This window comes from uncultured Thermomonas sp., from assembly GCF_937872235.1.
Lineage (GTDB): Bacteria > Pseudomonadota > Gammaproteobacteria > Xanthomonadales > Xanthomonadaceae > Thermomonas > Thermomonas beijingensis.
This window is the reverse complement of sequence record NZ_CALMPC010000103.1, coordinates 22,548-43,851: the sequence shown is the minus strand read 5'-3', so window position 1 is coordinate 43,851 and position 21,304 is coordinate 22,548. Positions and strand designations below refer to the sequence as shown.

14 protein-coding genes are annotated in these 21,304 nt (G+C 62.1%); 7 read left to right on the top strand and 7 right to left on the bottom strand.

The window, feature by feature from the left end:
- Nucleotides 1–368: 368 nt before the first annotated feature.
- Entirely contained in the window at nucleotides 369–2,018 is a 1,650-nt protein-coding gene (locus QWB57_RS09415; RefSeq protein WP_288969283.1) for an ABC transporter ATP-binding protein, read from the top strand.
- 36 nt (nucleotides 2,019–2,054) lie between these two features.
- Here QWB57_RS09415 and QWB57_RS09410 read toward each other — a convergent pair whose 3' ends face one another.
- Nucleotides 2,055–2,747: a response regulator gene (locus QWB57_RS09410; RefSeq protein WP_223627254.1), complete on the bottom strand. Its 693-nt coding sequence runs from the start codon at nucleotides 2,745–2,747 to the stop codon at nucleotides 2,055–2,057.
- Nucleotides 2,748–2,780: 33 nt separating this feature from the next.
- Here QWB57_RS09410 and QWB57_RS09405 point away from each other — a divergent pair, with 33 nt between their 5' ends.
- Together QWB57_RS09405 and QWB57_RS09400 are read left to right on the top strand one after the other, a co-directional pair.
- Nucleotides 2,781–4,820, top strand: coding sequence for a hypothetical protein (locus QWB57_RS09405; RefSeq protein WP_223627256.1), 2,040 nt, complete (start codon nucleotides 2,781–2,783; stop codon nucleotides 4,818–4,820).
- 29 nt (nucleotides 4,821–4,849) lie between these two features.
- On the top strand, nucleotides 4,850–5,473 hold the full coding sequence (locus tag QWB57_RS09400) for a YdbL family protein (protein ID WP_223627258.1): 624 nt from the start codon (nucleotides 4,850–4,852) through the stop codon (nucleotides 5,471–5,473).
- A gap of 125 nt (nucleotides 5,474–5,598) precedes the next feature.
- On the opposite strand, the gene QWB57_RS09395 is transcribed toward QWB57_RS09400, so the two are convergent.
- From QWB57_RS09395 to QWB57_RS09385, 3 genes are read right to left on the bottom strand one after another with little or no spacing between them, the layout of a single operon-like run.
- On the bottom strand, nucleotides 5,599–7,359 hold the full coding sequence (locus QWB57_RS09395) for an ABC transporter transmembrane domain-containing protein (RefSeq protein WP_223627260.1): 1,761 nt from the start codon (nucleotides 7,357–7,359) through the stop codon (nucleotides 5,599–5,601).
- Nucleotides 7,360–7,381: 22 nt separating this feature from the next.
- The gene (locus QWB57_RS09390; RefSeq protein ID WP_223627263.1) at nucleotides 7,382–8,338 is read right to left on the bottom strand and encodes a hypothetical protein; all 957 of its coding nucleotides are present in this window, start codon (nucleotides 8,336–8,338) and stop codon (nucleotides 7,382–7,384) included.
- Nucleotides 8,335–8,880, bottom strand: coding sequence for an RNA polymerase sigma factor (locus tag QWB57_RS09385; protein ID WP_288969280.1), 546 nt, complete (start codon nucleotides 8,878–8,880; stop codon nucleotides 8,335–8,337). Before QWB57_RS09385 ends, QWB57_RS09390 begins: the two co-directional genes overlap by 4 nt.
- Before the next feature lie 172 nt (nucleotides 8,881–9,052).
- Here QWB57_RS09385 and QWB57_RS09380 point away from each other — a divergent pair, with 172 nt between their 5' ends.
- Nucleotides 9,053–11,908 carry an EAL domain-containing protein gene (locus QWB57_RS09380; RefSeq protein WP_223627267.1) on the top strand — a complete coding sequence of 952 codons (2,856 nt, stop codon included), beginning with the start codon at nucleotides 9,053–9,055 and terminating at the stop codon, nucleotides 11,906–11,908.
- A 13-nt stretch (nucleotides 11,909–11,921) separates the two neighbouring features.
- On the opposite strand, the gene xseA is transcribed toward QWB57_RS09380, so the two are convergent.
- On the bottom strand, nucleotides 11,922–13,265 hold the full coding sequence (gene xseA / locus QWB57_RS09375) for an exodeoxyribonuclease VII large subunit (protein ID WP_223627269.1): 1,344 nt from the start codon (nucleotides 13,263–13,265) through the stop codon (nucleotides 11,922–11,924).
- A gap of 84 nt (nucleotides 13,266–13,349) precedes the next feature.
- Here xseA and ispG point away from each other — a divergent pair, with 84 nt between their 5' ends.
- Complete coding sequence (gene ispG / locus QWB57_RS09370) at nucleotides 13,350–14,603, top strand: flavodoxin-dependent (E)-4-hydroxy-3-methylbut-2-enyl-diphosphate synthase (protein WP_223627271.1); 1,254 nt, start codon at nucleotides 13,350–13,352, stop codon at nucleotides 14,601–14,603.
- Between the two features lie 59 nt (nucleotides 14,604–14,662).
- Nucleotides 14,663–16,627: an HD domain-containing phosphohydrolase gene (locus QWB57_RS09365; protein WP_288969278.1), complete on the top strand. Its 1,965-nt coding sequence runs from the start codon at nucleotides 14,663–14,665 to the stop codon at nucleotides 16,625–16,627.
- Between the two features lie 24 nt (nucleotides 16,628–16,651).
- On the opposite strand, the gene QWB57_RS09360 is transcribed toward QWB57_RS09365, so the two are convergent.
- Nucleotides 16,652–17,551: a GGDEF domain-containing protein gene (locus QWB57_RS09360; protein ID WP_288969276.1), complete on the bottom strand. Its 900-nt coding sequence runs from the start codon at nucleotides 17,549–17,551 to the stop codon at nucleotides 16,652–16,654.
- A 129-nt stretch (nucleotides 17,552–17,680) separates the two neighbouring features.
- Between QWB57_RS09360 and QWB57_RS09355 the strand changes: the two genes are divergently transcribed.
- Nucleotides 17,681–20,377 carry a serine/threonine-protein kinase gene (locus QWB57_RS09355; protein WP_288969274.1) on the top strand — a complete coding sequence of 899 codons (2,697 nt, stop codon included), beginning with the start codon at nucleotides 17,681–17,683 and terminating at the stop codon, nucleotides 20,375–20,377.
- A gap of 21 nt (nucleotides 20,378–20,398) precedes the next feature.
- On the opposite strand, the gene QWB57_RS09350 is transcribed toward QWB57_RS09355, so the two are convergent.
- Nucleotides 20,399–21,298 carry a DMT family transporter gene (locus tag QWB57_RS09350; protein WP_223627742.1) on the bottom strand — a complete coding sequence of 300 codons (900 nt, stop codon included), beginning with the start codon at nucleotides 21,296–21,298 and terminating at the stop codon, nucleotides 20,399–20,401.
- Between the last annotated feature and the right edge of the window lie 6 nt (nucleotides 21,299–21,304).

Genomic DNA, 21,304 nt, shown 5'->3' with positions numbered 1-21,304 from the left:
CACGGTTGCGTTGGCTATGGCAGCGGCTTGTGCCCAGCAGCAGTCACCTGCGGCATATGTATGGCGAAGGCAGCTGGCTGGGATTGATGGGACATAGGCTGTGGCGTGGGGTGGTGCGGTTGCATGCCAGGCGATAGGTTGGGCGCATGTTGTTCAGGCCAGAACAACATGCTCTGGCGGCGCCCAACAAGACTGCCTCGCCATCCGCAGATTGCAACCGCACTTGCCCGGAGTGCCTTGCAGGGTGTGCTAGCGTGGGCTCGACTTGATCGGGCATGGGATGCTGGCGTGGCCGTGCAGGCAATGGAAACAACGGGCATGGCCTGGCGCGGGTGGGCAGGTCAAGCCGCAGGTGGGGGAACATTGGTGTGAATCATGCGGGTCCACAGGGTTGGCGTTTGCTGCTGCGCCTGATCACGCCTTGGCGCGGGCCATTGGTGCTCACATTGCTGTTGTTGCTGATCCAGGGCACGGTCACCCTGCTGCAGCCGTGGCTGGGTGGGGTGCTGATTGATCGCTTGTTGCTCAACCAGCACCTGGGGGTATTGCTGTGGTTGTTGTTTGCCCTGATCTGCGCGCAGCAAGGGTTGAGTTATGTCACCGCGTTTCAGTTGCAGAAGGTGTCGGGACGGCTGCAGGCCGATGCCGGTGCCGAGCTGTATGCGCACCTGCAGGCGTTGCCGTTGCAATGGCACAACGCGCGTCAGCGCGGCGACGTGTTGGCGCTGCTGTACGTGGATATCCATCGAATCGGGCGTTACGTGACCGGCACGCTGCTGCCGCTGCTGCCGCTGCTGTTTACGCTGGTGGGTGCGCTGGCGATGATGCTGTACTTGGCACCGCTGATTGCGGTGATGGTGGCGGTGTTGATGCCGCTGCTGTTCCTTGCGTTGAAGTTGGTCGGCCGCAAGTTGCGGCCGTTATCGCATGCCTCGGCGCAGGCCTGGGCCGAACAATCGGCGCTGGCCGAACAGAATCTGGAATCGCTGGCGCTGATCAAGGCGTTCGGCACGGAGGCTGCGGAACGCACGAATTTCCGCCAGCGCGTTGATGCGGTGTATGCCGCGGATCTGCGGCTGGAGAAATTGCAAGGTGCGATCAATCCGGTGGTTTATATGATCGGTGCCGGTGCGATTTTGTTGCTACTGGGGCTTGGTGGGCATTGGGTCATTCGCAGCGAAATGCGGATGGGCGAGTTGGTCAGCGTGTTCTTGTACGGCTTGGTGCTGGTGGGGCCGGTAGGCAGTCTGGCTTCGGTGTATGGCAGCACGATGGCGGCAATGGGTTCGCTGCAGCGCTTATCCGATGCACTGGATGCGCGTCCGGAAGTGGACATCGGCAGGCAGCAAGTGGTGCCGGTTGCTGGCGACATCGTGTATTCGCAGGTCGACTTCACCTATCCCGGGCGCGAACCGCTGTTCCGCAGCCTGGAGCTGACTATTCGCGCTGGCCAGACGGTGGCGCTGACCGGCGTCAACGGCGCCGGCAAAAGCACCCTCGTGCATCTGCTGCTGCGGTTGGTCGAGCCGCAGGCCGGCAGCGTCACCATTGGCGGGATTGATCTGCGCGAGTTTCGGCTGCAGGCACTGCGCGAGCAGATTGGCCTGGTCGCGCAACAGGTACTGCTGTTCAACGCCAGCGTGCGCGACAACATCGCCTATGGCCGCGTGGATGCCGCGCAGGAGGCAATCGAGCGTGCGGCGCGTGCGGCGCGTGCGCATGATTTTATCTGTAGCTTGCCGGATGGCTACGACACTTTGGTGGGTGACAATGGGGTGCGCTTATCGGGGGGGCAAAAGCAGCGACTGGCACTGGCGCGTGCGTTGGTGAAAGACCCGCCCATCCTGATTTTGGATGAAGCCACTGCGATGTTCGACCCGGAAGGCGAGTTGGAATTCATCGAGGAATGTCGTGATGTGCTGGCCAGCCGCACGGTGATTTTGATCACCCATCGCCCTGCTAGTTTGGCCTTGGCCGATCGCATTGTGCGCTTGGATAGCGGGCAGGTTCAGGGGTAAAAACAGGAGCCAAGTGCGCAGGTTGCGTGCCTAGGTTCAACGCGACAACAAGGTTTGCTGGATGGCAATATCCAGTGCGCGTGTTGCGTCCGTATCCAGTGGCGCAGCGCGCAGCGCTTGCACGGCCTGCGCCAGCTGCGCCGCGCCCACAAAGCCGCAGCTGGCGCTGAGTTTGTGCAGCTCGGCACGCACGGTGGTGGCATCGCCATGCTTGGCGGCATCCAGGATGCGCGCTTGTTGAGCGGGCAATTCCTGCAGGAACAATGCCCGCAACGCAGTCACATGCTCTGGGTTGCCGCCCAGTGCAGCCAGTGCGGTGGCATCGTCCCAGAGTACGGGCCGCTGCAGGCCAGCCGGCAAGTGCCGTTGCAAGGCGGCGTGCAAACTCGCCAGCGGTATCGGTTTGCACAATACTTCGACAAAGCCGCAAGCCTGCAACGCGGCGCAGCTGGCGGCAGTGGCCGCTGCGGTATGCGCAAGCGCAGGGGTGTGGATGCCGCGCTGCAGCAGGCGCTGCAGCAGTTCGCCACCGTGCCCGTCCGGCAAATTGGCGTCGATCAGCAATAGGTCGAAAGGTTGCTGGATGCAGGCCTGCTCGGCCTCGGCCAGCGTGCCGGCGACAACGACGGTGGCAGGAAACGCAGTGGCGGCGGCGTGCAGGAAGGCCGCGCTCACCGGGTCATCCTCGACCAGCAGCAAACGCGGTGGTGTGGAGGGGAGTTGATTCATCGCAACGACCTCTTGGGTTTGTATGCTGCGCAGATGCCACGCCCGATGCTAACCCGTTGTTTGCCGCTGTTGCCGCTGTTGCCGGCACTGCTGCTGTTGGCAGCACCGGAGGCAGCGGCACGGGAAGTGCAACTGCGGGTGGCCAAGCTGAGTACGGCGGCGGCCACGCTGCAACAGGTGCGCGTGCAGTTGCGCTGGCAAGATCAAGCCGAGCAGGGGGAATTGCAGGTGTGGGCGGGCAAGGTGGATGCGCCCGGGCTGGGCTACCACTACCGCGACCTGCATTGGCGCTGCCCTTTGCGGCGTTCCCCCACGGCCGGTTGGCAATGCGCGGGGGCGCTGCGTTCGGGCAGCTTGCCGCCATTGCAATTGGCGCTGCAACTGGAGACCGCCAGCACGCGTGTGGTACTGGCGCAAGGCCGGGCACGGTTGAAGGTGGAGCAAGTGGCCGCCGCCCCCGATCTCACCACGCTGGAGTTGCAGAAGGTGCCGCTGGCATGGGCGCAGGCGTTGTTGACGCAAGCGTGGCCGGCGGCGCAACTCAAGGCCGGAACGGTGGCTGGGCGGTTGCAGGTGCACGCGCCAACGACCGCGCCATTGCGCGTGCAAGGCGGTTTGCAGCTGACATCGGCTGGCTTTGCAACGGTCGATGCCGGCATCGTGGGCGAGCAGTTGAGCGGCACGCTGCAGATGGACTTGCGCAGCACATCGGCCCACTCCAGCGTGCAACTGGATGGGCAATGGCATGCCGGTGAATTTCTGGCCGGCAATACCTATGTCGCTTTGCCGGCCAGCGCAGTGCAGTTTCATGTGCAGGCCAAGCAGCGTGCCGGGCAAGGCTGGCAACTGCCGCGCATCGAATGGCACGATGGTGCAGTGCTGACCGCGTTTGCCAGTGCCAGGCTGCAAACGGATGGGAGTTTGCAGGGATTATCGGTGCAGATGCATAGCGACGACATGACCCCGTTGAAGCCGCGTTATTTGTCCGGCTGGATGGGCATGGCGGGTTTGCGCGATGTGGAGCTGCACGGCCGCATGGACGTGCAGGCGCAGGTGGATGCCAGTGGGCTTGCTGCGGTCACGGCGAGGCTGCATGGCGTGGATGTGCGCGACCCGAACGGGCGTTTTGTGTTCGATGGCCTGCGCGGTGATGTGGGCTATTCGGCAGGGGCCCCCGTGGCGAGTGCCTTGCAATGGACTGGCGGTCAGCTGTATGGCTTGGCGTTTGGTGCGGCTACGCTGCCATTTGCCAGCAGCACCGGTGAGCTGCGCACGCGTGCAGCGGTCAAGGTGCCGTTGATGGGCGGCACACTGGGGCTGCGCGATGTGGTGATTCGGCCACCACAAGGCGAGGCCGGGATGGATATTCGGTTTGGCTTGCAACTGGCCGACATTGACTTTGGCAGGATCTCGCAGGCGTTGGGCTTGCCGGCGTTTCAGGGCACGTTGGGCGGCAGCATCCCGCGTGCGCATTATGCGCAAGACCGGATTGATTTCGATGGCGGCTTGAATCTCGAGCTGTTCGACGGACGCGTGGCATTTTCGCAATTGTCGCTGGAGCGCCCATTCGGTAGCGCGCCCAGCCTGAGTGCCGATGTCGCCATGGATGATCTGGACCTGTTGCGGCTCACCGAAGTGCTGGGGTTTGGCAGCATCAGCGGCAAATTGGACGGCAGGGTGACCGGCTTGCGCTTGGTGGATTGGACACCGGTGGCTTTTGATGCGCGCTTCATCACCGACGATGCCCCCGGTGTGCGCAAACGCATCAGTCAGCGCGCGGTGCAGGATATTGGTAGCGTGGGTGGCAGTTCGTTCATCCAAACCCTGCAAGGCAAGGCGATTGCGCTGTTCAAGGATTTTGGCTATCGCCGCATCGGTATCGGTTGTCATCTGGAAAACCAGATTTGTGCGATGAATGGCCTGCATTCAGCTGGCAACACTTTTACTATCGTGGAAGGTGCGGGCGTGCCCCGGCTCGACGTGGTGGGTTACAACCGTGCGGTGGACTGGTCAACGCTGGTGGAAAGGCTGTTGGCTGCCAGCAAGGGCGATGTGGCACCGGTCATTGATTGATCGCAACTGACAGACGAGGAAATCAAATCATGAAGCAATGGATGGGTGTACCGGTTGCAAGCGCGTTGTTGTTGAGTGCGTGCGTGACGATCAACGTGTATTTCCCGGCTGCCGAGGCCAAGCAGGCGGCCAAGGAATTTGTCGAAAAGGTCATCAACGATGCCGACAAGGTGCAAATCAAGGAGGCGCCCAGTGGCGGCGGTGGTGGCATGGTGATGCAAACCCCGCGTGCACGGTTTGATGTGGCGCGGCTTGACCCGTGGGTGTTGCTGGGCATCGGCAGCGCGCAGGCGCAGTCTGCTCCCGATATCAGCATCAAGACGCCTGCCATTCAAGCCATTCAATCCCGCATGGAAAGTCGTTTCAGCAGCAGTTTGCGTGCCGGGTTTGACAGTGGCGCACTGGGCTTTACCAGCGATGGCCTGGTAAGCCTGCGCGACCCATCCAAAGTGGAATTGAAGGACCGTGTGGCACTCAACACGGCCGTGGCCGATGACAACCGCGACCGCAAAGCGGTGTACCGTGAAGTGGCGGTGGCCAACGGGCATCCCGAATGGGAAGAGCAGATCCGCGGTGTATTCGCCAAGCAATGGATCAGCAGTGCGCGTGCGGGATGGTGGTATCAGTCCGGCGGCGCGTGGAAGCAAAAATGAATGACCAACAAAACGCCCGGTGCAAGCCGGGCGTTTTGTCTTGCGGCCACAAGAGCGGTCGCTGGCCCCGACTGGTGGTGGCCTGTCACGCGCAGGCTGCGCTTGTACGGGGCGTGCTTGTGCAGTCAGTCGAGGAATTGCAGCTTTGCCAATTCCGCATACAGCCCGCCTTGTGTCAACAGTTCGCTGTGGGTGCCCTCGGCGACGATGCGGCCGTGGTCCATCACCACGATGCGGTCGGCTTTGAGCACGGTGGCCAAGCGGTGCGCCACCACCAAGGTGGTGCGGCCGGTCATCAGATGTTCCAGCGCGTGTTGCACGGCACGCTCGCTTTGTGCATCCAGCGCCGAGGTGGCTTCATCCAGCAACAGAATCGGCGCGTCCTTGAGTAGTGCACGCGCAATCGCGACGCGCTGCTGCTGGCCGCCGGACAGACGCGCGCCGCGTTCACCCAGCTCACTGGCAAACCCTTCGGGCAGGGCATCCAGAAAGTCTGTGGCTTCGGCCAGTTGCGCCGCGTGGCGCACCTGTGCATCGCTGGCATCCAGCTTGCCGTAGCGGATATTGTCGGCGGCACTGGTGGCAAAGATCACCGGCGCTTGCGGCACCAGGGCAATGGCTTCGCGCAGCAGGTCCGGCTGCACGTTGCGGATGTCGATGCCATCCAGCAACAAGCGTCCCTGCTGCGGGTCGTGGAAGCGCAGCAGCATCGTGAACACAGTACTTTTGCCGGCACCGGATGGGCCAACCAGGGCCACTGTTTCGCCTGGGTTGACCCGCAGCGTGAAGCCTTCCAACGCCGCGGCATCCGGGCGTTGCGGGTAGTGGAAGCTGACATTCTCGAATACGATTGCACCGCGTACGGGTGTCGGCAGCCGTTGCGGCTGCGTGGGTGCGGTGATCGAGGAGTGTTCCTGCAGCAACTCGTGAATGCGGCCCATGCCACCGGCGGCTTTCTGCAACTCATTCCAGACTTCGGCCAGTGCCCCCACCGAGCCGCCGCCGATCATCGCGTACATCACGAACTGGCCCAATGCGCCGGCACTGAGTTGGCCATTGATGACATCGTGTGCACCCGACCACAACACCAGGATGACTGCACCAAAAATCAAGCTGATCGCGATTGCTGTCACTGTGGCTTGGGCGCCGATACGCTTGCGTGCGGTGGCCACCGCACTGGCCATGGCCTGCGCGTAGCGGCTGCGCTCGTAGCCTTCACGCGAATGCGCTTGCACGGTGCGCACGGCACCCAGGGCTTCGGTAGCCAAGGTATTGGCATCGGCAATGCGATCCTGGCTGGCACGCGATACCTTCTGGATGCGGCGTGCGCCAATCACGATCGGGGCCACCGCCAACGGGATGCCCAATAGCGCCCACGCCGCCAGCTTCGGGCTGGTGACGAACAGCATCACCATCGAGCCAATCACGGTGACACTGCTGCGCAGGGCCACCGACATGCTGGAGGCGATCACGCTGCGCAGCAGTTCGGCATCGGCGGTGAGCCGCGACACCAGTTCGCCACTGCGGCTGCGGTCGTAAAACCCGGCATCCAGCCCCAGCAAGTGCGCATACAGGCGCGTGCGCAGATCGGCAACGACTTTTTCACCCAGCAAGGTGACGAAGAAATAGCGTGCGGCAGTGGCCAGTGCCAACGCCACGATCACCACCAGCACAAAGCCGAAGGTGCGGTCGATATTGGCCCCGCTTTGAAAGCCGTGGTCGATCATCTGGCGGAATGCCACCGGCAAGCTCAGGGTGGCAGTGGACGAGCAGGCCAGCGCCACCAGCCACGCCGAAAACAGGCCAAGGTGCTGTTGGATGAAGGGCCACAGGGCACGCAGGGTACCGATGGGTGCCTTGCTCGGCACCGGAGAGGGGGAGTTCATCGGGGTATTTTAGCGTCAGCGCTCAGTGCGCTGCAGGATCGGGTGTGGTGGATTCCTGCGCATGTTCCAACTCGCGCAAGTCCGACGGCAGGGTGGCCTGCGGGTAGCGTCGGCGGAATTCGGCCAGGCTGGCACGCGCGGCGTCCAGATCACCTTGCTGTTGCAATTGCCGGATGCGCTTGAGCCAGGCGTCGCGTGCGGCGGGACTGGCCATGGTCGCGGGCGGCACGTCGTCCAAAGGCGCATCGGCGCTGGCTGGTTCCGGCAGGCGTTGCGCCTGCTGGGCTTTGCCCATCGCCGCTTCGGGCCGGCGCGCCGCGGCGGCGGTCAGAGCGTCGCTGCCATGTGTCGCCGCCGGCGCAAGCGCGCCATTGGTCATCGGTTGCGCTGACTCGGCCGTGGTTGCTGCGGTCGCAGCCCTTGCAGCGGCGGCAGCTGCTGGTACGGGGAGGGCAGGCGGGGGGGCGGGAGCGGGTGCAGCGTCTTGCGCAAGTGCGCGGGGCGACTGCAGGACCACCGGCGGGGCTTCCGGCGGTGGCGGTGCCAGCATGCGTTGCGGGGATGGCGGTGCTGTGTCCACCGCAGACGGCGCATGGATAGGCGTGGCCGGTTGCGCGCCAGGGGGGGCGGTGGATGCTGTGTTGCGTGCACTGTCGGCGGCGCGCACCTTTGCGCGCGCGGCCTCTGCGGCGGCGGGCGTTGCGCGTTGTGCCATGGGTGCGGGTGCTGCGGGTGGCGATGGCGTGAATTGGACGCGCCACGCCACACCCACCGCCAGACACAGCGAGGCGGCCAGCGCCAACGGTGCCGCCCAGCGGCGCCGTGCAGGTTTGGCGGGTTGTTGCGCGGCGGCGTGTGCGGCGGCCAGGATGCGCGCATCCAGCTCGGCGGTGGGCTCGCTGCGGCCATGCATGCGTGGTAATTGCGCAGCCAGCGCGCGCTCCTCGGCATCCAGCGGTTGTGGTGGAAGTCGGTTCACGAGGTCAACCTCGCACGCAGTTTGTCCATGGCATAGCGCAGGCGTGATTTCACTGTCTCGCGGCCGGTACCGGTGATGGTGCCGATTTCCTCCAGCGTCAATTCCTGTTCCAGCCGCAACAGCACAACCTCACGTTGATCCATGGGCAGGTCATCCAGCGCCAGTTGCAGTTGGCGGCGACGTTCGAATTCCGACAACACGCGCTCGGGCGTGTGCGCATCGGCGAGTCGTGCCAGGCGCTCATCGGCATCATCGGGTGCCGATGGGCGATGCTTGAGGCCGCGCCAATGGTCGCCCAGCCGGTGATGGGCGATGGTGAACAACCACGCGGAGAAGCCGGCGTCCGGTGTCCAGTCAGTGCGCGCGGCGATGAGCTTTTGCCACACATCCTGAAACAATTCGTCGGCCAGCCCCGGATCCCGCACATGCCGCAGCAAATAGCGATACAGCTTTTGCCGATGCCGCGCATACAGCTGCTCGAACGCGCTCACGTCGCCGGCGGCATAGGCCAACATCAGGGCTTCGTCGGTGCTTTCGGGCATTTCCACCGGGTACAGCCTACGGCCAGGCGATGCCATCGGGAAGGGGGGAATGCATCGGCGGGGGTGGCGGTGCAGTAGCGGCATGGTCGGGTAAACGCGCCACGGCGCGGGATGGGGTTGAACCGTGCGGTGACGGGGGCGTGGAATCCGCGGCGGGTTACAGGCAATATGCATGAAGATGAACGCAACCTTGACAGCTGCTCCGCTACCCTCGAAAGAACTTGCGCCTCGCCGGCGCAAGGGTGCATTCGCGGGTGTTGCCGAGCAGCTGGCGCGGCTGTTGCCTGCCGGTGCGCGGGTCAAAGTGGAATGGCAGCATGCCGTGCTGGGCAAGGGCAATGACCTGTTTGGCGCCGGTGATCCACCGCAAGGCGCATTGCGGCTGCCATGGGTGGGGCCGGAAGGGATGGCGCTGTGTGTGGTGTTCAGCAGCCCGCAACTGATGAGCCAGGACGCCATCGAGCGTTGGTTGCATACCGCACGTCTGTTGATTGAGCAGGCCGCCAAGCTGGAATTGGCCAATCACAAGATCGACACCCTGCAGCGCTCGGAACAGTTGCGCCAAGCCTTGTATGAAATTGCCGACCTGGCCGGCAGTAATCTTGAGCTGTCGGTGATGTTGCGCCGCGTGCACGCCATCGTGGGCGAGTTGATGTACGCCGAGAATTTCTACATCGTGCGATACGACGATCGCCAGCAGACGATGCGCTTCATCTACTTCGTTGATCAATTGGATCCATTCGTCAACGATCCGGATCAGGACATTCCGTTGCATGAGGGCGAAAACAGCCTGACTCTGCATCTGCTGCGTTCCGGCGAGACCCTGCGCGGGCCCTCACGGTTGCTGCGGGAGACGTACGGGATCACCCATTCCGAGACCAGTGGCCCCGATAGTGCCGACTGGCTGGGAGTGCCGATGAGCCGCGACGAGCGCGTGGCCGGCGCCTTGGTAGTGCAGCACTACCGCGAATCCAACGCGTATAGCGAAGATGACCGCATCCTGTTGGCGTTCGTGGCGCAACACGTGTTGACTGCGCTGGAACGGCGTGAGGCACGCAACCGGCTGGAAGTACGGGTGGCGGAGCGCACCGCCGAACTGCAGCGCACCAACGAAGACTTGAAAGCGGAAGTGTTCGAGCGCAAGCGCATCCAGGAGATCCAGCGAGCGTTGTTCCGCATCGCCGAACTGTCGATGACCAGTGAAAGCCTGCGACATTTCTATGCCGAGGTGCATGAAGCGGTCAGCGGTTTGTTGTATGCACGCAATTTCTACATCGCCACGCTGTCTGAAGATGGCAGCATGCTGGAATTTCCGTATTCGGTGGATGAACGTGATCAGGAGCGTCGGCCGCGCAAGCCTGCAGGTGGCTTGACTGAATATGTGTTGCGTACCGGCAAGCCGATGTTGGCTGATCGTGACCAGATTGTGCGCTTGCAGAGCGAAGGCAAGGTGCGCGGACACGGCAGCATGGCGCAATGCTGGCTGGGTGTGCCATTGATGCACGATGACAAGGTGGTGGGCGTACTTGCAGTACAAAGCTACTCGCGCGACATCATGTTCAACTACCGCGATCAGGACTTGCTGACCTTTGTCGCCATCCACATCGGCAGTGGTTTGGCGCGCAAGCAGGCGCAAGACCGGTTGCTGCAAGCGCACTCCAGCTTGGAACAGCGCGTCAGTGAACGTACCCGTGAATTGGCCGAAGCCAACGCCGAACTGGTGGAGCAAATCGGTGAGCGTCTGCGCGCTGAGCGTAAATTGATTCATCAGGCCACGCATGATGTGCTGACCGGACTGCCCAATCGGGTGCAACTGCTGGAACGGCTGGCGCGGGCGATCAGTGTGGCTGGCAGCACGTCGGACGTGTGTTTTGCCGTGCTGTTCATGGACTTGGACCGCTTCAAGCTGGTCAACGACAGCGTGGGGCACGCGGTTGGTGATGAATTGCTGGTCGAAGTCGGGCGGCGCATCGTGGGCAGCGTGCGCAGCAATGATGTGGTGTCGCGCTTGGGCGGCGATGAATTTGCCATTCTTGCGGAAGGGCTGGAAGGCCCGGAGATGGCGCAGGAGTTGGCTAACCGGGTGTTGGCCTCGCTCTCCATTCCGGTTTGGGTGGGTGGGCGCGAGCTGTATCCGGGTGCCAGTATCGGGATTGCTGTTTGGCATCCGCGTTATCGCAGTGGCGAAGAAATGTTGCGTGATGCCGATGCCGCGATGTATCGCGCCAAGAGTGATGGCCGCGACCGCTGTGCGATGTTCGATGAGCAAATGCATCGTGAAGCCATTCGCAGCTTGGATTTGGAAACCGACTTGCGACGTGCGATTCAGGCCGACCACTTCCTGCCGTATTACCAACCGATCGTCTGCTTGCAATCGGGTGAAATCATCGGCTACGAGGCACTCCTGCGTTGGCAGCACGAGCAGCATGGCTTGCTCATGCCTGGCGAGTTCCTTGATGTGGGCGAAGACAGTGGCCTGATCGAACAAATTGACTGGTTGATGTACACGCACGTCATCGCCGATATGGCCCGCCATGATCTGTCCGGCTATGTGGCCATCAACGTGTCGCCGCGCCATTTCAGGATTCCGGACTTTGCCGATCGCCTGTTGGCATTGCTGGAAACCCATGCCGTTGCACCTGAGCGGTTGCGGGTGGAAATCACCGAAGTGGCCTTGCTGGACGATGCGCCACGCACCCTTGAATGTCTGGACTTGTTGCGTCGGCATGGTGTGCTGGCACAGTTGGATGATTTCGGTACTGGCTTCTCGGCGCTGTCGTATCTGCACCGCTTCCCGATTGCCAGTTTGAAAATTGATCGTAGTTTCGTGGCGGGATTGGATGGTGAAACCAGTACCGAAAGCGTCGCGGTGATCCGCGCCATCGTGGCACTGGCCACCAGTTTGGGCATTGAGCAGATTGCCGAAGGCGTGGAAACCATGCGGCAACGTGACCGCCTGAATGAACTGGGCTGTACCTATGCACAAGGGTATTTGTATAGTTTGCCGCAGCCATTGCCTGTGACGTGAATTTGCCCTGGCGTCAGGTATCCGGATCGGCGTGCAGCACTTGTAAGCGGAGTTGGCCATCACGCAAGCGTGCTTGCACGCGGTCGCCCACTTGTGCGTCTTCAACGCTGTGCAGCAGGCGGCCATCCGCATGCTGCAAGATGCTGTAGCCACGCGCCACCGTGGCTAGTGGGCTGATCGCGTGCAGTGAGCGCGCCAGCCCACGCAGATGCAAGGCGTCCTGTTGCAGGCGTTGCGCGATCAGTGCTTGTGGGCGGTGTTGCAGTTGCAACAAGCGTTCGCGCAGGTAGTCGATACGTTGCTGTGGATGCTGTGCACGCAGCACGGCATTGGCATGGCGTAGCGTGGCTGCACGCACTTCAAGCTGGCGTGCGATGGCCGATTGCAGTCGCAGTTGGAGCTGTTGCGCACGTTGTGCAAGGGCGGTCAGCTGTGCTTGCGGGCGCAGCACCTGCAAGCGCAGGAAGGCGCGGTCGCAGCGCTGCATGGATTGGCGCAGCACCTGCGCTTGCTGGGCATGGAGTTGTCTGTGCAATCCAGTCAAGCGCGTGGCCAGCGCTGCTGCGTCGGGCGCCAATAATTCTGCGGCGGCCGAGGGCGTGGGGGCGCGCAGGTCAGCGGCAAAGTCGCTGAGTGAAAAATCGGTTTCATGGCCAATGGCGGAGATCACCGGCGTGCTGCACGCGGCAATCGTGCGCGCCAGTGTTTCGTCATTGAACGCCCACAAATCCTCCAGCGAGCCGCCGCCACGCGCCAGCAGCAGCACGTCGTAGCGGCCGCAGGCATCCGCACGTTGCAACATGTGCCGGATGTGCGCGGCCGCGGTGTCGCCTTGCACGGGCACCGGCAGCAGATCCACGTCGAGCAGTGGAAAGCGCCGGCGCAGCACACTGATGATGTCGCGAATCACCGCGCCAGAGGACGAGGTCAGGACCGCGATACGGCGCGGAAAGGCGGGCAGGGCGCGTTTGCGCTGTGCATCGAACAGACCTTCGGCTTGCAGCTTGGCCAGCAACAGGTCATAGGCGCGTCGCAGCGCACCTTCACCGGCGTCTTCCATGCTGTCCAGCACCATCTGATAGTCGCCGCGTGCCTCGTACAGGGTCAAACGCCCGCGGACCAATACGTTCAGGCCATCCCGCGGGGTGAAGTTCAACCATTGGCTCTTCGGCTTGAACAGCGCACAACGCACCTGCGCGCGTGCATCTTTCAGGGTGAAATACAGATGCCCGGACGCCGGTCGCGCCAAGTTGCCGATTTCACCTTCCACCAGCACATTCGGGAAGCTGCCCTCGAGCAGGTCGCGGGCCAACGTGTTGAGCTGGGCGGGGGTCAGGATGCGGTCATCGCGGGTCATGCGGCATCGTAGCGTCAATGCCTGCGGAATTGCCTGTGGGTTGTCCACATCATGTGATGACCTGGCAATAGGTAAAATAGCCACATGACTCAACATTCCCAAGACCGCTTCGGCCCGCTGACCCGTCGCATCACCCGCCCCGTGGTCATCGGTGGGGTACAAGTGGGGGGCGGTGCGCCGGTGGTGGTGCAGTCCATGACCAATACCGACACCGCCGACGTGGCCAGCACCGTCAAGCAGATCGGCGAGTTGTGGCGCGCTGGCAGTGAACTGGTGCGGGTGACGGTCAATACCACCGAGGCCGCAGCGGCGATTCCGCGCATCGTCGACAAGCTGGCGATGATGGGCATCCACGTACCGATCATCGGCGACTTCCATTACAACGGGCACACCTTGCTGGCCGGCGAGCCGGCCTGCGCGCAGGCGCTGGCGAAGTACCGCATCAACCCCGGCAATGTGGGTTTCGGCAAAAAGAAAGACACCCAGTTTGCGCAGTTGATCGAGTTTGCCATTCAGTACGGCAAGCCGGTGCGCATTGGGGCCAATTGGGGCTCGCTGGACCAAGCCTTGGCGGCGCGCCTGATGGATGAAAACGCGCAGCGCGCCATGCCGTGGGACGCCGGCCGGGTGATGCGCGAAGCACTGATCCTGTCTGCACTGGAATCGGCGCAGCGCGCAGTGGAGCTGGGCCTGCCGGCCGAGCGCATCATTCTCAGCGCCAAGGTCAGTGGCGTGCAGGAGCTGGTGGCGGTGTATCGCGATTTGTCCATGCGCAGCGATTTCGCCCTGCATCTGGGCCTGACCGAGGCCGGCATTGGCAGCAAGGGCGTAGTGGCGTCGAGTGCTGCACTGGGTGTGCTGCTGCAGGAAGGTATTGGCGACACCATCCGCATTTCACTCACGCCCGAGCCTGGCGCCTCGCGCACGCAGGAAGTGATCGTGGCACAGGAGCTGCTGCAGACCATGGGCCTGCGTGCGTTCACGCCAATGGTGACCGCCTGCCCGGGGTGCGGCCGCACCACCTCGGAGTTTTTCCAGGAGTTGGCGAAGGTGGTGCAGGAGCATGTGCGCGGCAAGATGCCGGAATGGAAAATCAGCCACCCCGGTGCGGAGAACATGACGCTGGCGGTGATGGGCTGCGTGGTCAACGGGCCGGGGGAGTCGCGCCACGCCAATATCGGCATCAGCCTGCCGGGCACCGGCGAAGCACCGTCGGCACCGGTATTCGTGGATGGCCAAAAGTCGGTGACCCTGCGCGGTGACAACATTGCCCGTGAGTTCATCGGTCTGATCGATGATTACGTGGATTCGCACTATGGCGTGGCGCAACGCGGCTGACCCGTCGCGGCGGCGTACTGCGTTAACATCCAGTATCCAGACACGTCGGGGGGACGATGATGGACGCCAAACGCGGTGGCGCACCGCTGTATCTGCATGTCACGCTGTTGGCGGTGGGGCTGGTGGCTGCCACGGGTAGCGTGATGCTCTGGTTTGGCGATCTGGTGCCGGGGATCTGGGAGTTTGTAGTGCTGTTGACGGTAGCCGCATTGGTGGCGCTACTGATGGCGCGACGGATCACCGCACCTTTGACCCGGTTGGCGCGCGAAGCCGAAGCCGTGCGCCGTTTTGATTTTACCGACCACCCGCTGATCCATTCCGCAGTGCGCGAAATCGGGGAGTTGGCATACGGGTTTGATTTGATGCGCGATGCGATGCGTCGCTTTCTACGTATCAACCGACGATTGGCGATTGAGACCGATTTCGATGCACTGCGGCCATGGTTGCTGGATAAATTGGTGGACATCGCCGGTGCGTGTGGTGGCTTGCTGTACTTGGCCGATGCCAGTGGCGAAGAACTGCGCGCTGCCGCACTGGATGTCGAAGGTGGCAAGGCCAAGCCTGCCCCTGATTTGCCGCCACTGGATCCCAAGGCGATGCCGGAGGCGATGGCGCGGGCACGTGCGTATTTGCAGCGGGTCAGTAGCCACCTGAGCACGCAGGAATTGGCCACACTGGGTGTGGATTCCCGATTTTCCAACGCAACCGCACTGGTGGTGCCATTGCTGGATCGGCGTGAATCATTGTTGGGTATGCTGGTGCTGTTCAAGGACGGTGAGGTGGATGCCACCAGCGCCAGTTTCATCGAGGCCTTGGCCGCCAGTGCCGCTACTGCGCTGGAAACCCAAGAGCTGTTGCGCGCACAAAAGGCGATGGTGGACGCCACCATTCGCATGGTCGCCGATGCCATCGACGCCAAGAGCCCGTACACCGGCGGGCATTGCACCCGCGTCCCCGAATTGACCTTCATGCTGGCACGCGCGGCTTGCGACAAGACCGATGGGCCGTTTGCCAACTACACCCTGGATGAAGAGCAGTGGGAAGCGTTGTACATCGCCGGATGGCTGCATGACTGCGGCAAGGTGACCACGCCTGAATACGTGGTGGACAAGGCGACCAAGTTGGAAACGGTGAACAATCGAATCCACGAGATTCGTACCCGCTTCGAGGTGCTCAAGCGCGATGCGCAGATCGACTACTGGCGTGAACTTGCACAGGGCGGCGATGAGGCAGCACTGCGCTTGCAACGGGATGCGCGGCTGCAAGCGCTGGACCAAGACTTCGCCTTTGTCGCCGACTGCAATGTGGGCAGCGAGTTCATGTCCGACCAGAAGATGGAGCGCCTGCGCGAGATCGCCAAATATGCGTGGTTGCGTACACTGGATGATCGCGTGGGCTTGTCGCGCGATGAGTTGTCGCGCTACACCGAGCCACCGTTGCCATTGCCGGTGCAGGAGTTTTTGCTGGCCGATAAACCCGAGCACCGCATCGCCAGGCCGGTGTCCGAGCAGATGCCGGAAAGCAGTCGCTGGGGCTTTGCGATGAGCGTGCCGGAGTTGCTGTACAACCACGGCGAGTTGCATAACCTGAGCATTCGGCGCGGCACGCTGACCGAAGAAGAGCGCTACAAGATCAACCAGCACATCGTGCTTACTATCACTATGCTGGATGCGTTGCCGCTGCCACGCCATCTGCGTGCGGTACCGGAAATTGCCGGTGGCCACCACGAAAAGCTCGACGGTACCGGCTACCCGCGTCGCTTGAATGCGGGGCAGTTGTGCCCGGAGGCACGCATGATGGCGATTGCCGACATTTTCGAAGCACTGACCGCAGCTGATCGCCCCTACAAATCGGGCAAGACGTTGCCTGAGGCGTTGTCGATCATGGCCAGGATGTGCCGCGAGCAACATCTGGATCCCGACTTGTTCGCGTTGTTCCTGCGCTCGGGTGTGTATCGCGAGTATGCAGAAAAATACCTCAGCGCCGAGCAGTTGGCGGTGGTACGGATTGAGGAGTATCTGTAACCTGCAGGCTCCGTGGTGGCTAGCTCAGGCTTCAGTGCAGACGCGGTTGCGGCCAGCGTGCTTGGCACGGTACAGCGCGGCATCGGCGGTGGCCATCAGCGCGCTGCGCGATTCACGGCCGGGAGCCAGCACGGCAACGCCGATGCTGATGGTGATCTGCTGTTGATCGCCAGCGATCTCGAAGCTGGTATTGGCAACCGCAAGACGCAAGCGTTCGGCACATTCCCGGGTTGTTTCCAAATCACATTCGGGCAGCAGCAGGGCAAATTCCTCGCCCCCAATGCGGGCAGCAACATCCTCGCTGCGCGCGTGGGCGCGAATGATAGTGGCAATACCGCGCAACACATCATCCCCTTGGATATGGCCGTAGCGGTCGTTGATCGGCTTGAACAAATCCACATCAATAATGCACAGCGCCAGTGGTCGCTGATGGCGCAGGGCGCGACCAATTTCTTTTTCTGCCATTTCGCAGAAATGCCGGCGATTGCAGAGATCGGTCAGCGCATCGTGGATCGCCAGTTGATAGATTTCTTCGTGGTAGCTGGCCTCTACGCTGTCGTGGCTGATGAACTTCAAAATGCTTTCACCCACCGTAATCTGATCGCCATCGACCAGCGCTTGCTCGTGCTCAAGCCGTGCATCATTGAGGCGGGTGGGGTTGGTCGCACCGAGGTCATGCAATACATAGCGGTCGCCATCCAACCGAATTTCGCAATGCTGCCGCGATACGCTTTTATGTGCGATCTGCAAATCGGCCTCTGGGGTGCGGCCAATGCGTACCGGCAAGCCCCCGATATCCAGACGCCGCCCCAGTCCCTCGCCATGGATCACCACGACGCAGGCCGTGCGTTGCGCGGCGCGCATCGGGCCATCGCTATACAGCGTGCGCTGGGTGGTCTCGGTTTGGTCGTGATCTTGGCTCATGCAGACGGTTCGCGTGGGTGTTCCGAGTGTAGCGCCTGTTAATGGCATGATGCGTGGCCCGAGTGGCAAATCGCACAGTTCGTGAAGTGGACTTACGCCATGCACAGCGATCCTGACAGTACTGAGCTTTTGACCCCTGACACTGTTGCCGGCACAGTGGCAGCGGGGGAGCCGTTGCCGGTGGGCGCAAGGTTGGGGCATTACCGCATCGAAGCATTGTTGGGGCGCGGCGGGATGGGCGATGTGTATCGGGCGCAGCAATTGGAGCCGGTCAGCCGCATCGTCGCGCTCAAATTATTGCGTGCACAACGGCTGGATACCGCCCACATCGCGTATTTCGAGGTCGAACGGCAGTTGCTGGCGCAGATGCGGCACCCGGCCATTGCGCAGATTTTTGATGCCGGCACCACGCCTGATGGCCATCCGTATTTTGCGATGGAGTTCATCGAAGGCAGCCCTATTACCCAGTATTGCGACACGCATGCGCTATCGCTGCAAGCGCGTATCGCGTTATTCATTCGCGTGTGCGAAGGCGTGCAGCACGCGCACCAGAAAGGTGTGATCCATCGTGATCTGAAACCCGGCAATTTGCTGGTGGATGAGGTGGACGGCCGGCGATTGCCGAAAGTCATCGATTTTGGCATCGCCACCGCCACCAATTTGGGCCAAGGCCGCGATGTGGCTGGCACCCCCGATTACATGAGCCCCGAGCAAGCTTCGGGCGATCAGGCTTTGGTCGATACCCGCAGCGATGTGTACGCGCTAGGCGTGGTGCTGTGTGAGCTGTTGACCGGGCAGCGCCCGCGCGCGAATGGCGAAACCGTTACCGGCAATGCCCGCACCCTGCGGCTGCCGTCCGAACAGTTGTCCACGCTGTCACCAGCGGATGCCGATGCATTATTGGCCCACCGGCAACAATCGCTGCCGCATCTGCAAAAAGTGCTGCGCAACGAGCTGGATTTTGTGGTGGCCAGGGCGATGCGGTTTGATCGCAGTGAACGCTACCCCTCGGCAGCGGCGCTGGCCGAAGACCTGCAGCGTTTTTTGCGCAATTATCCGTTGCAGGCGGTGCCGCCTTCGCGCGGCTATGCGTGGCGCAAATTTGCCCAGCGCCATCGCACTGGCATGGCGGCGGCCGCGTTGATCACTGCGGCGTTGGTGATTGGCTTTGCAGTGTCGGTATATGGCCTGCTGCAAGCGCGGGCGCAACGGGCCATTGCCGAGCAACGCAATGCACAGTTGGAGAAAGTGGCCGCGTTCCAGCAGTCGATGCTGGAAGGGATTGATATCGAAGCCATGGGTTCAGGCATGGCCAAGGGGCTGCGCGAGCAAATCGCGCAACACACCCCGGATGTGGCGGCGAGCTTCAATGCCAATCTTGCCAATGCCAGCACCGCGGATGTGGCGCGCAGCTTGATCGATCAGGACATCTTGGCCAATGCCGAGCGTGCGATTACCCGCGAATTTGCCGATGACCCGGCATTGGCGGCGGATTTGCGCGAATCGGTGGCCAAGGTGCGCTTGGCTTTGGGCTTGCCGAAGCAGGCGGCAGCTGGCTTCGCCCAAGTCGCCAAGTTTCGTGATGGCAGTTTCGGTGCATCTTCACCCAAAGCGTTGTCGGCGCGGCAGCAACAAGCCTCGGCATTGTTGGAGGCCGCCGCCCCCAAAGATGCCATGGTTGTGCTGGACGCGGCCCTGCATGCGGCGTCAGGGTTGCCGGCCAATGATCCCGTGTTGCTCAGGTTGCGGATGAATCAGGCTGAAGCGATTGCCACCCTGGGCGACCGCCCACGCGCACGCAAGCTTTTTGCAGCCCTGCGCGCACAAGCCATCCGCCTGCGTGGCGAGCGTGACCCGGTGACGATGGACATCAGTAATGACTTGGCCATTTTGCTGGGCCGGATGGGCGAGGCTGAAGCCGGGCGCGCAATCATGGAAGCATTGGTGCCGATGCGCATGCAGGTGTTGGGCAAGGATGCGCCCGACACCTTGGGTGCACTGCACAATCTGGCGGTGATGCGCATCATGACCGGCGACAAGCAAGCTGCGGTGCGCTTGCAACAGCAATTGGTGGATACCCAAACCCGGCGGCTGGGGGCTGAGCATCCGCAAACCTTGGCCGAATTGGGCAATCTGGCCAACATGCTCAACGACAGTGGCAAGCCTGAACAGGCGTTGCCGATTGCCCAGCAAGTACTGGCGGCGCGTACCCGTGTATTGGGTGCCGATCATCCGCAGACCTTGAAGGCGATGCTTAACCTGGCCTCGATTCTGGCGCGGGTGAAACGGTTTGACGAGGCGATGGCTATGCAAAAACAGGTGGCCGATGCGCGCACCCGGCTATTGGGGCCAAACCACCCGGACACATTGTTCATCCAGCTCAATCGCGCACCGACGTACTTTCAGGCTGGCCAGCCCAAGGCTGCTTTGGCGCAACTGGATGCTTTCCTGCCGGTAGCGCGCAAAGTGCTGGGCGATAAACATCCGCAGGTGCAAATGGGGTATGACATTCGCGCGCAGGCGGCGGCGGACTTGGGCGACAAAGCACTGGCCATTGCTTCATATCGGGAGCTGTTGGCGCTGCGTGAAGCAGCATTGGGCGCACAAGACATCAAGACCATTGATGCGGCTTGGAATCTGGAAGGATTGTTGCGCAAACGCGGCGATCTTGCTGCGTCTGATGAGTTGCGCACGCGCTATGTCACGCCATTGTTGCAGGCGCAGCCGTCAGCTTTGGATGACGATCAAAAACGCATGGCCAAGAATATTCGCGATACCGAGGCAAGTGAGGCGCAGGCATCGGTGCAAAAACCTGTTGTTCGATAGGCCTGCATCCACTGCGGCAGGTTATTCGCCCGGCAGTTTGGCTTCACTGGGCGCGCGCGTTGCCGATTGGCGCGCCAACACGGCTTCGCGGTGGGCGATGTAGAAGGTGGACGCCAGAATGATCGCGGCACCAATCAACGTATTGGCACCCACGGCTTCATCGAACAACAACCAGCCAGCGAAGGTCACCAGGGGCAATTGCATGAAGCTGATCGGGGTCAGCGCGGAGACATCGCCCAGCTTCAGGGCACGGGTCCAGAGCAACTGCCCGGCGGTGCCCATCAAGCCGGTGGCGAGCAGCCACAGCCACGTGATGCCATGCGGTGTTTGCCATACGAATAACGCCGGCAGCAGAGACATCGGTACCCACATGGCGTAGGTCCAGAACACGATGGTATCGGCTTTATCAATGGCCGAAAGTTGTTTGATTTGGATCGCCACCAGTGCGCTTAATACCGCTGCGGCCACCGCCACCATCGAGCCCATGCTGAATGCATGCGACCACGGTTGCACGATGATCAATACGCCCAGAAACCCCAGCGCCACCGCGCTCCAGCGGCGTGCCCGCACACGCTCGCCCAACATCAAGATGGCGGCGATCGTGACGAAGATGGGTGAGGAGTAGGTGAGTGAAATCGCCAGTGCCAACGGCAGATGGGCAATTGCCCAGAAGCCGCACACCATGCTGACGATGCCAATCGCGGTACGCACCAGATAGCGTGGCAATTGGTGGGTATGCACGTTGGCAGCAAATGTTTTGGCCGGGTTGGGCTGGCGCAGCGCCGGCACCGCGAGCAACGGCAGCAAGGCCGCAAACCCGAACAAGTTGCGGAAGAAGGCCACTTCCCACGTGGGGATGGTCTTTGACGCAAGGCGGATGAAAATCGCCATTGAGCCAAACCCCAACGTGCTGCCCAGCATCAGCAA

Excerpts from the sequence above, each read along its gene's own strand:
- QWB57_RS09410 (WP_223627254.1), bottom strand. The coding sequence starts at position 2,747 with ATGAATCAACTCCCCTCCACACCACCGCGTTTGCTGCTGGTCGAGGAT.
- QWB57_RS09405 (WP_223627256.1), top strand. The coding sequence starts at position 2,781 with ATGCCACGCCCGATGCTAACCCGTTGTTTGCCGCTGTTGCCGCTGTTG.
- QWB57_RS09400 (WP_223627258.1), top strand. The coding sequence starts at position 4,850 with ATGAAGCAATGGATGGGTGTACCGGTTGCAAGCGCGTTGTTGTTGAGT.
- QWB57_RS09395 (WP_223627260.1), bottom strand. The coding sequence starts at position 7,359 with ATGAACTCCCCCTCTCCGGTGCCGAGCAAGGCACCCATCGGTACCCTG.
- QWB57_RS09385 (WP_288969280.1), bottom strand. The coding sequence starts at position 8,880 with ATGCCCGAAAGCACCGACGAAGCCCTGATGTTGGCCTATGCCGCCGGC.
- QWB57_RS09380 (WP_223627267.1), top strand. The coding sequence starts at position 9,053 with ATGAAGATGAACGCAACCTTGACAGCTGCTCCGCTACCCTCGAAAGAA.
- xseA (WP_223627269.1), bottom strand. The coding sequence starts at position 13,265 with ATGACCCGCGATGACCGCATCCTGACCCCCGCCCAGCTCAACACGTTG.
- ispG (WP_223627271.1), top strand. The coding sequence starts at position 13,350 with ATGACTCAACATTCCCAAGACCGCTTCGGCCCGCTGACCCGTCGCATC.
- QWB57_RS09365 (WP_288969278.1), top strand. The coding sequence starts at position 14,663 with ATGGACGCCAAACGCGGTGGCGCACCGCTGTATCTGCATGTCACGCTG.
- QWB57_RS09360 (WP_288969276.1), bottom strand. The coding sequence starts at position 17,551 with ATGAGCCAAGATCACGACCAAACCGAGACCACCCAGCGCACGCTGTAT.
- QWB57_RS09350 (WP_223627742.1), bottom strand. The coding sequence starts at position 21,298 with ATGCTGGGCAGCACGTTGGGGTTTGGCTCAATGGCGATTTTCATCCGC.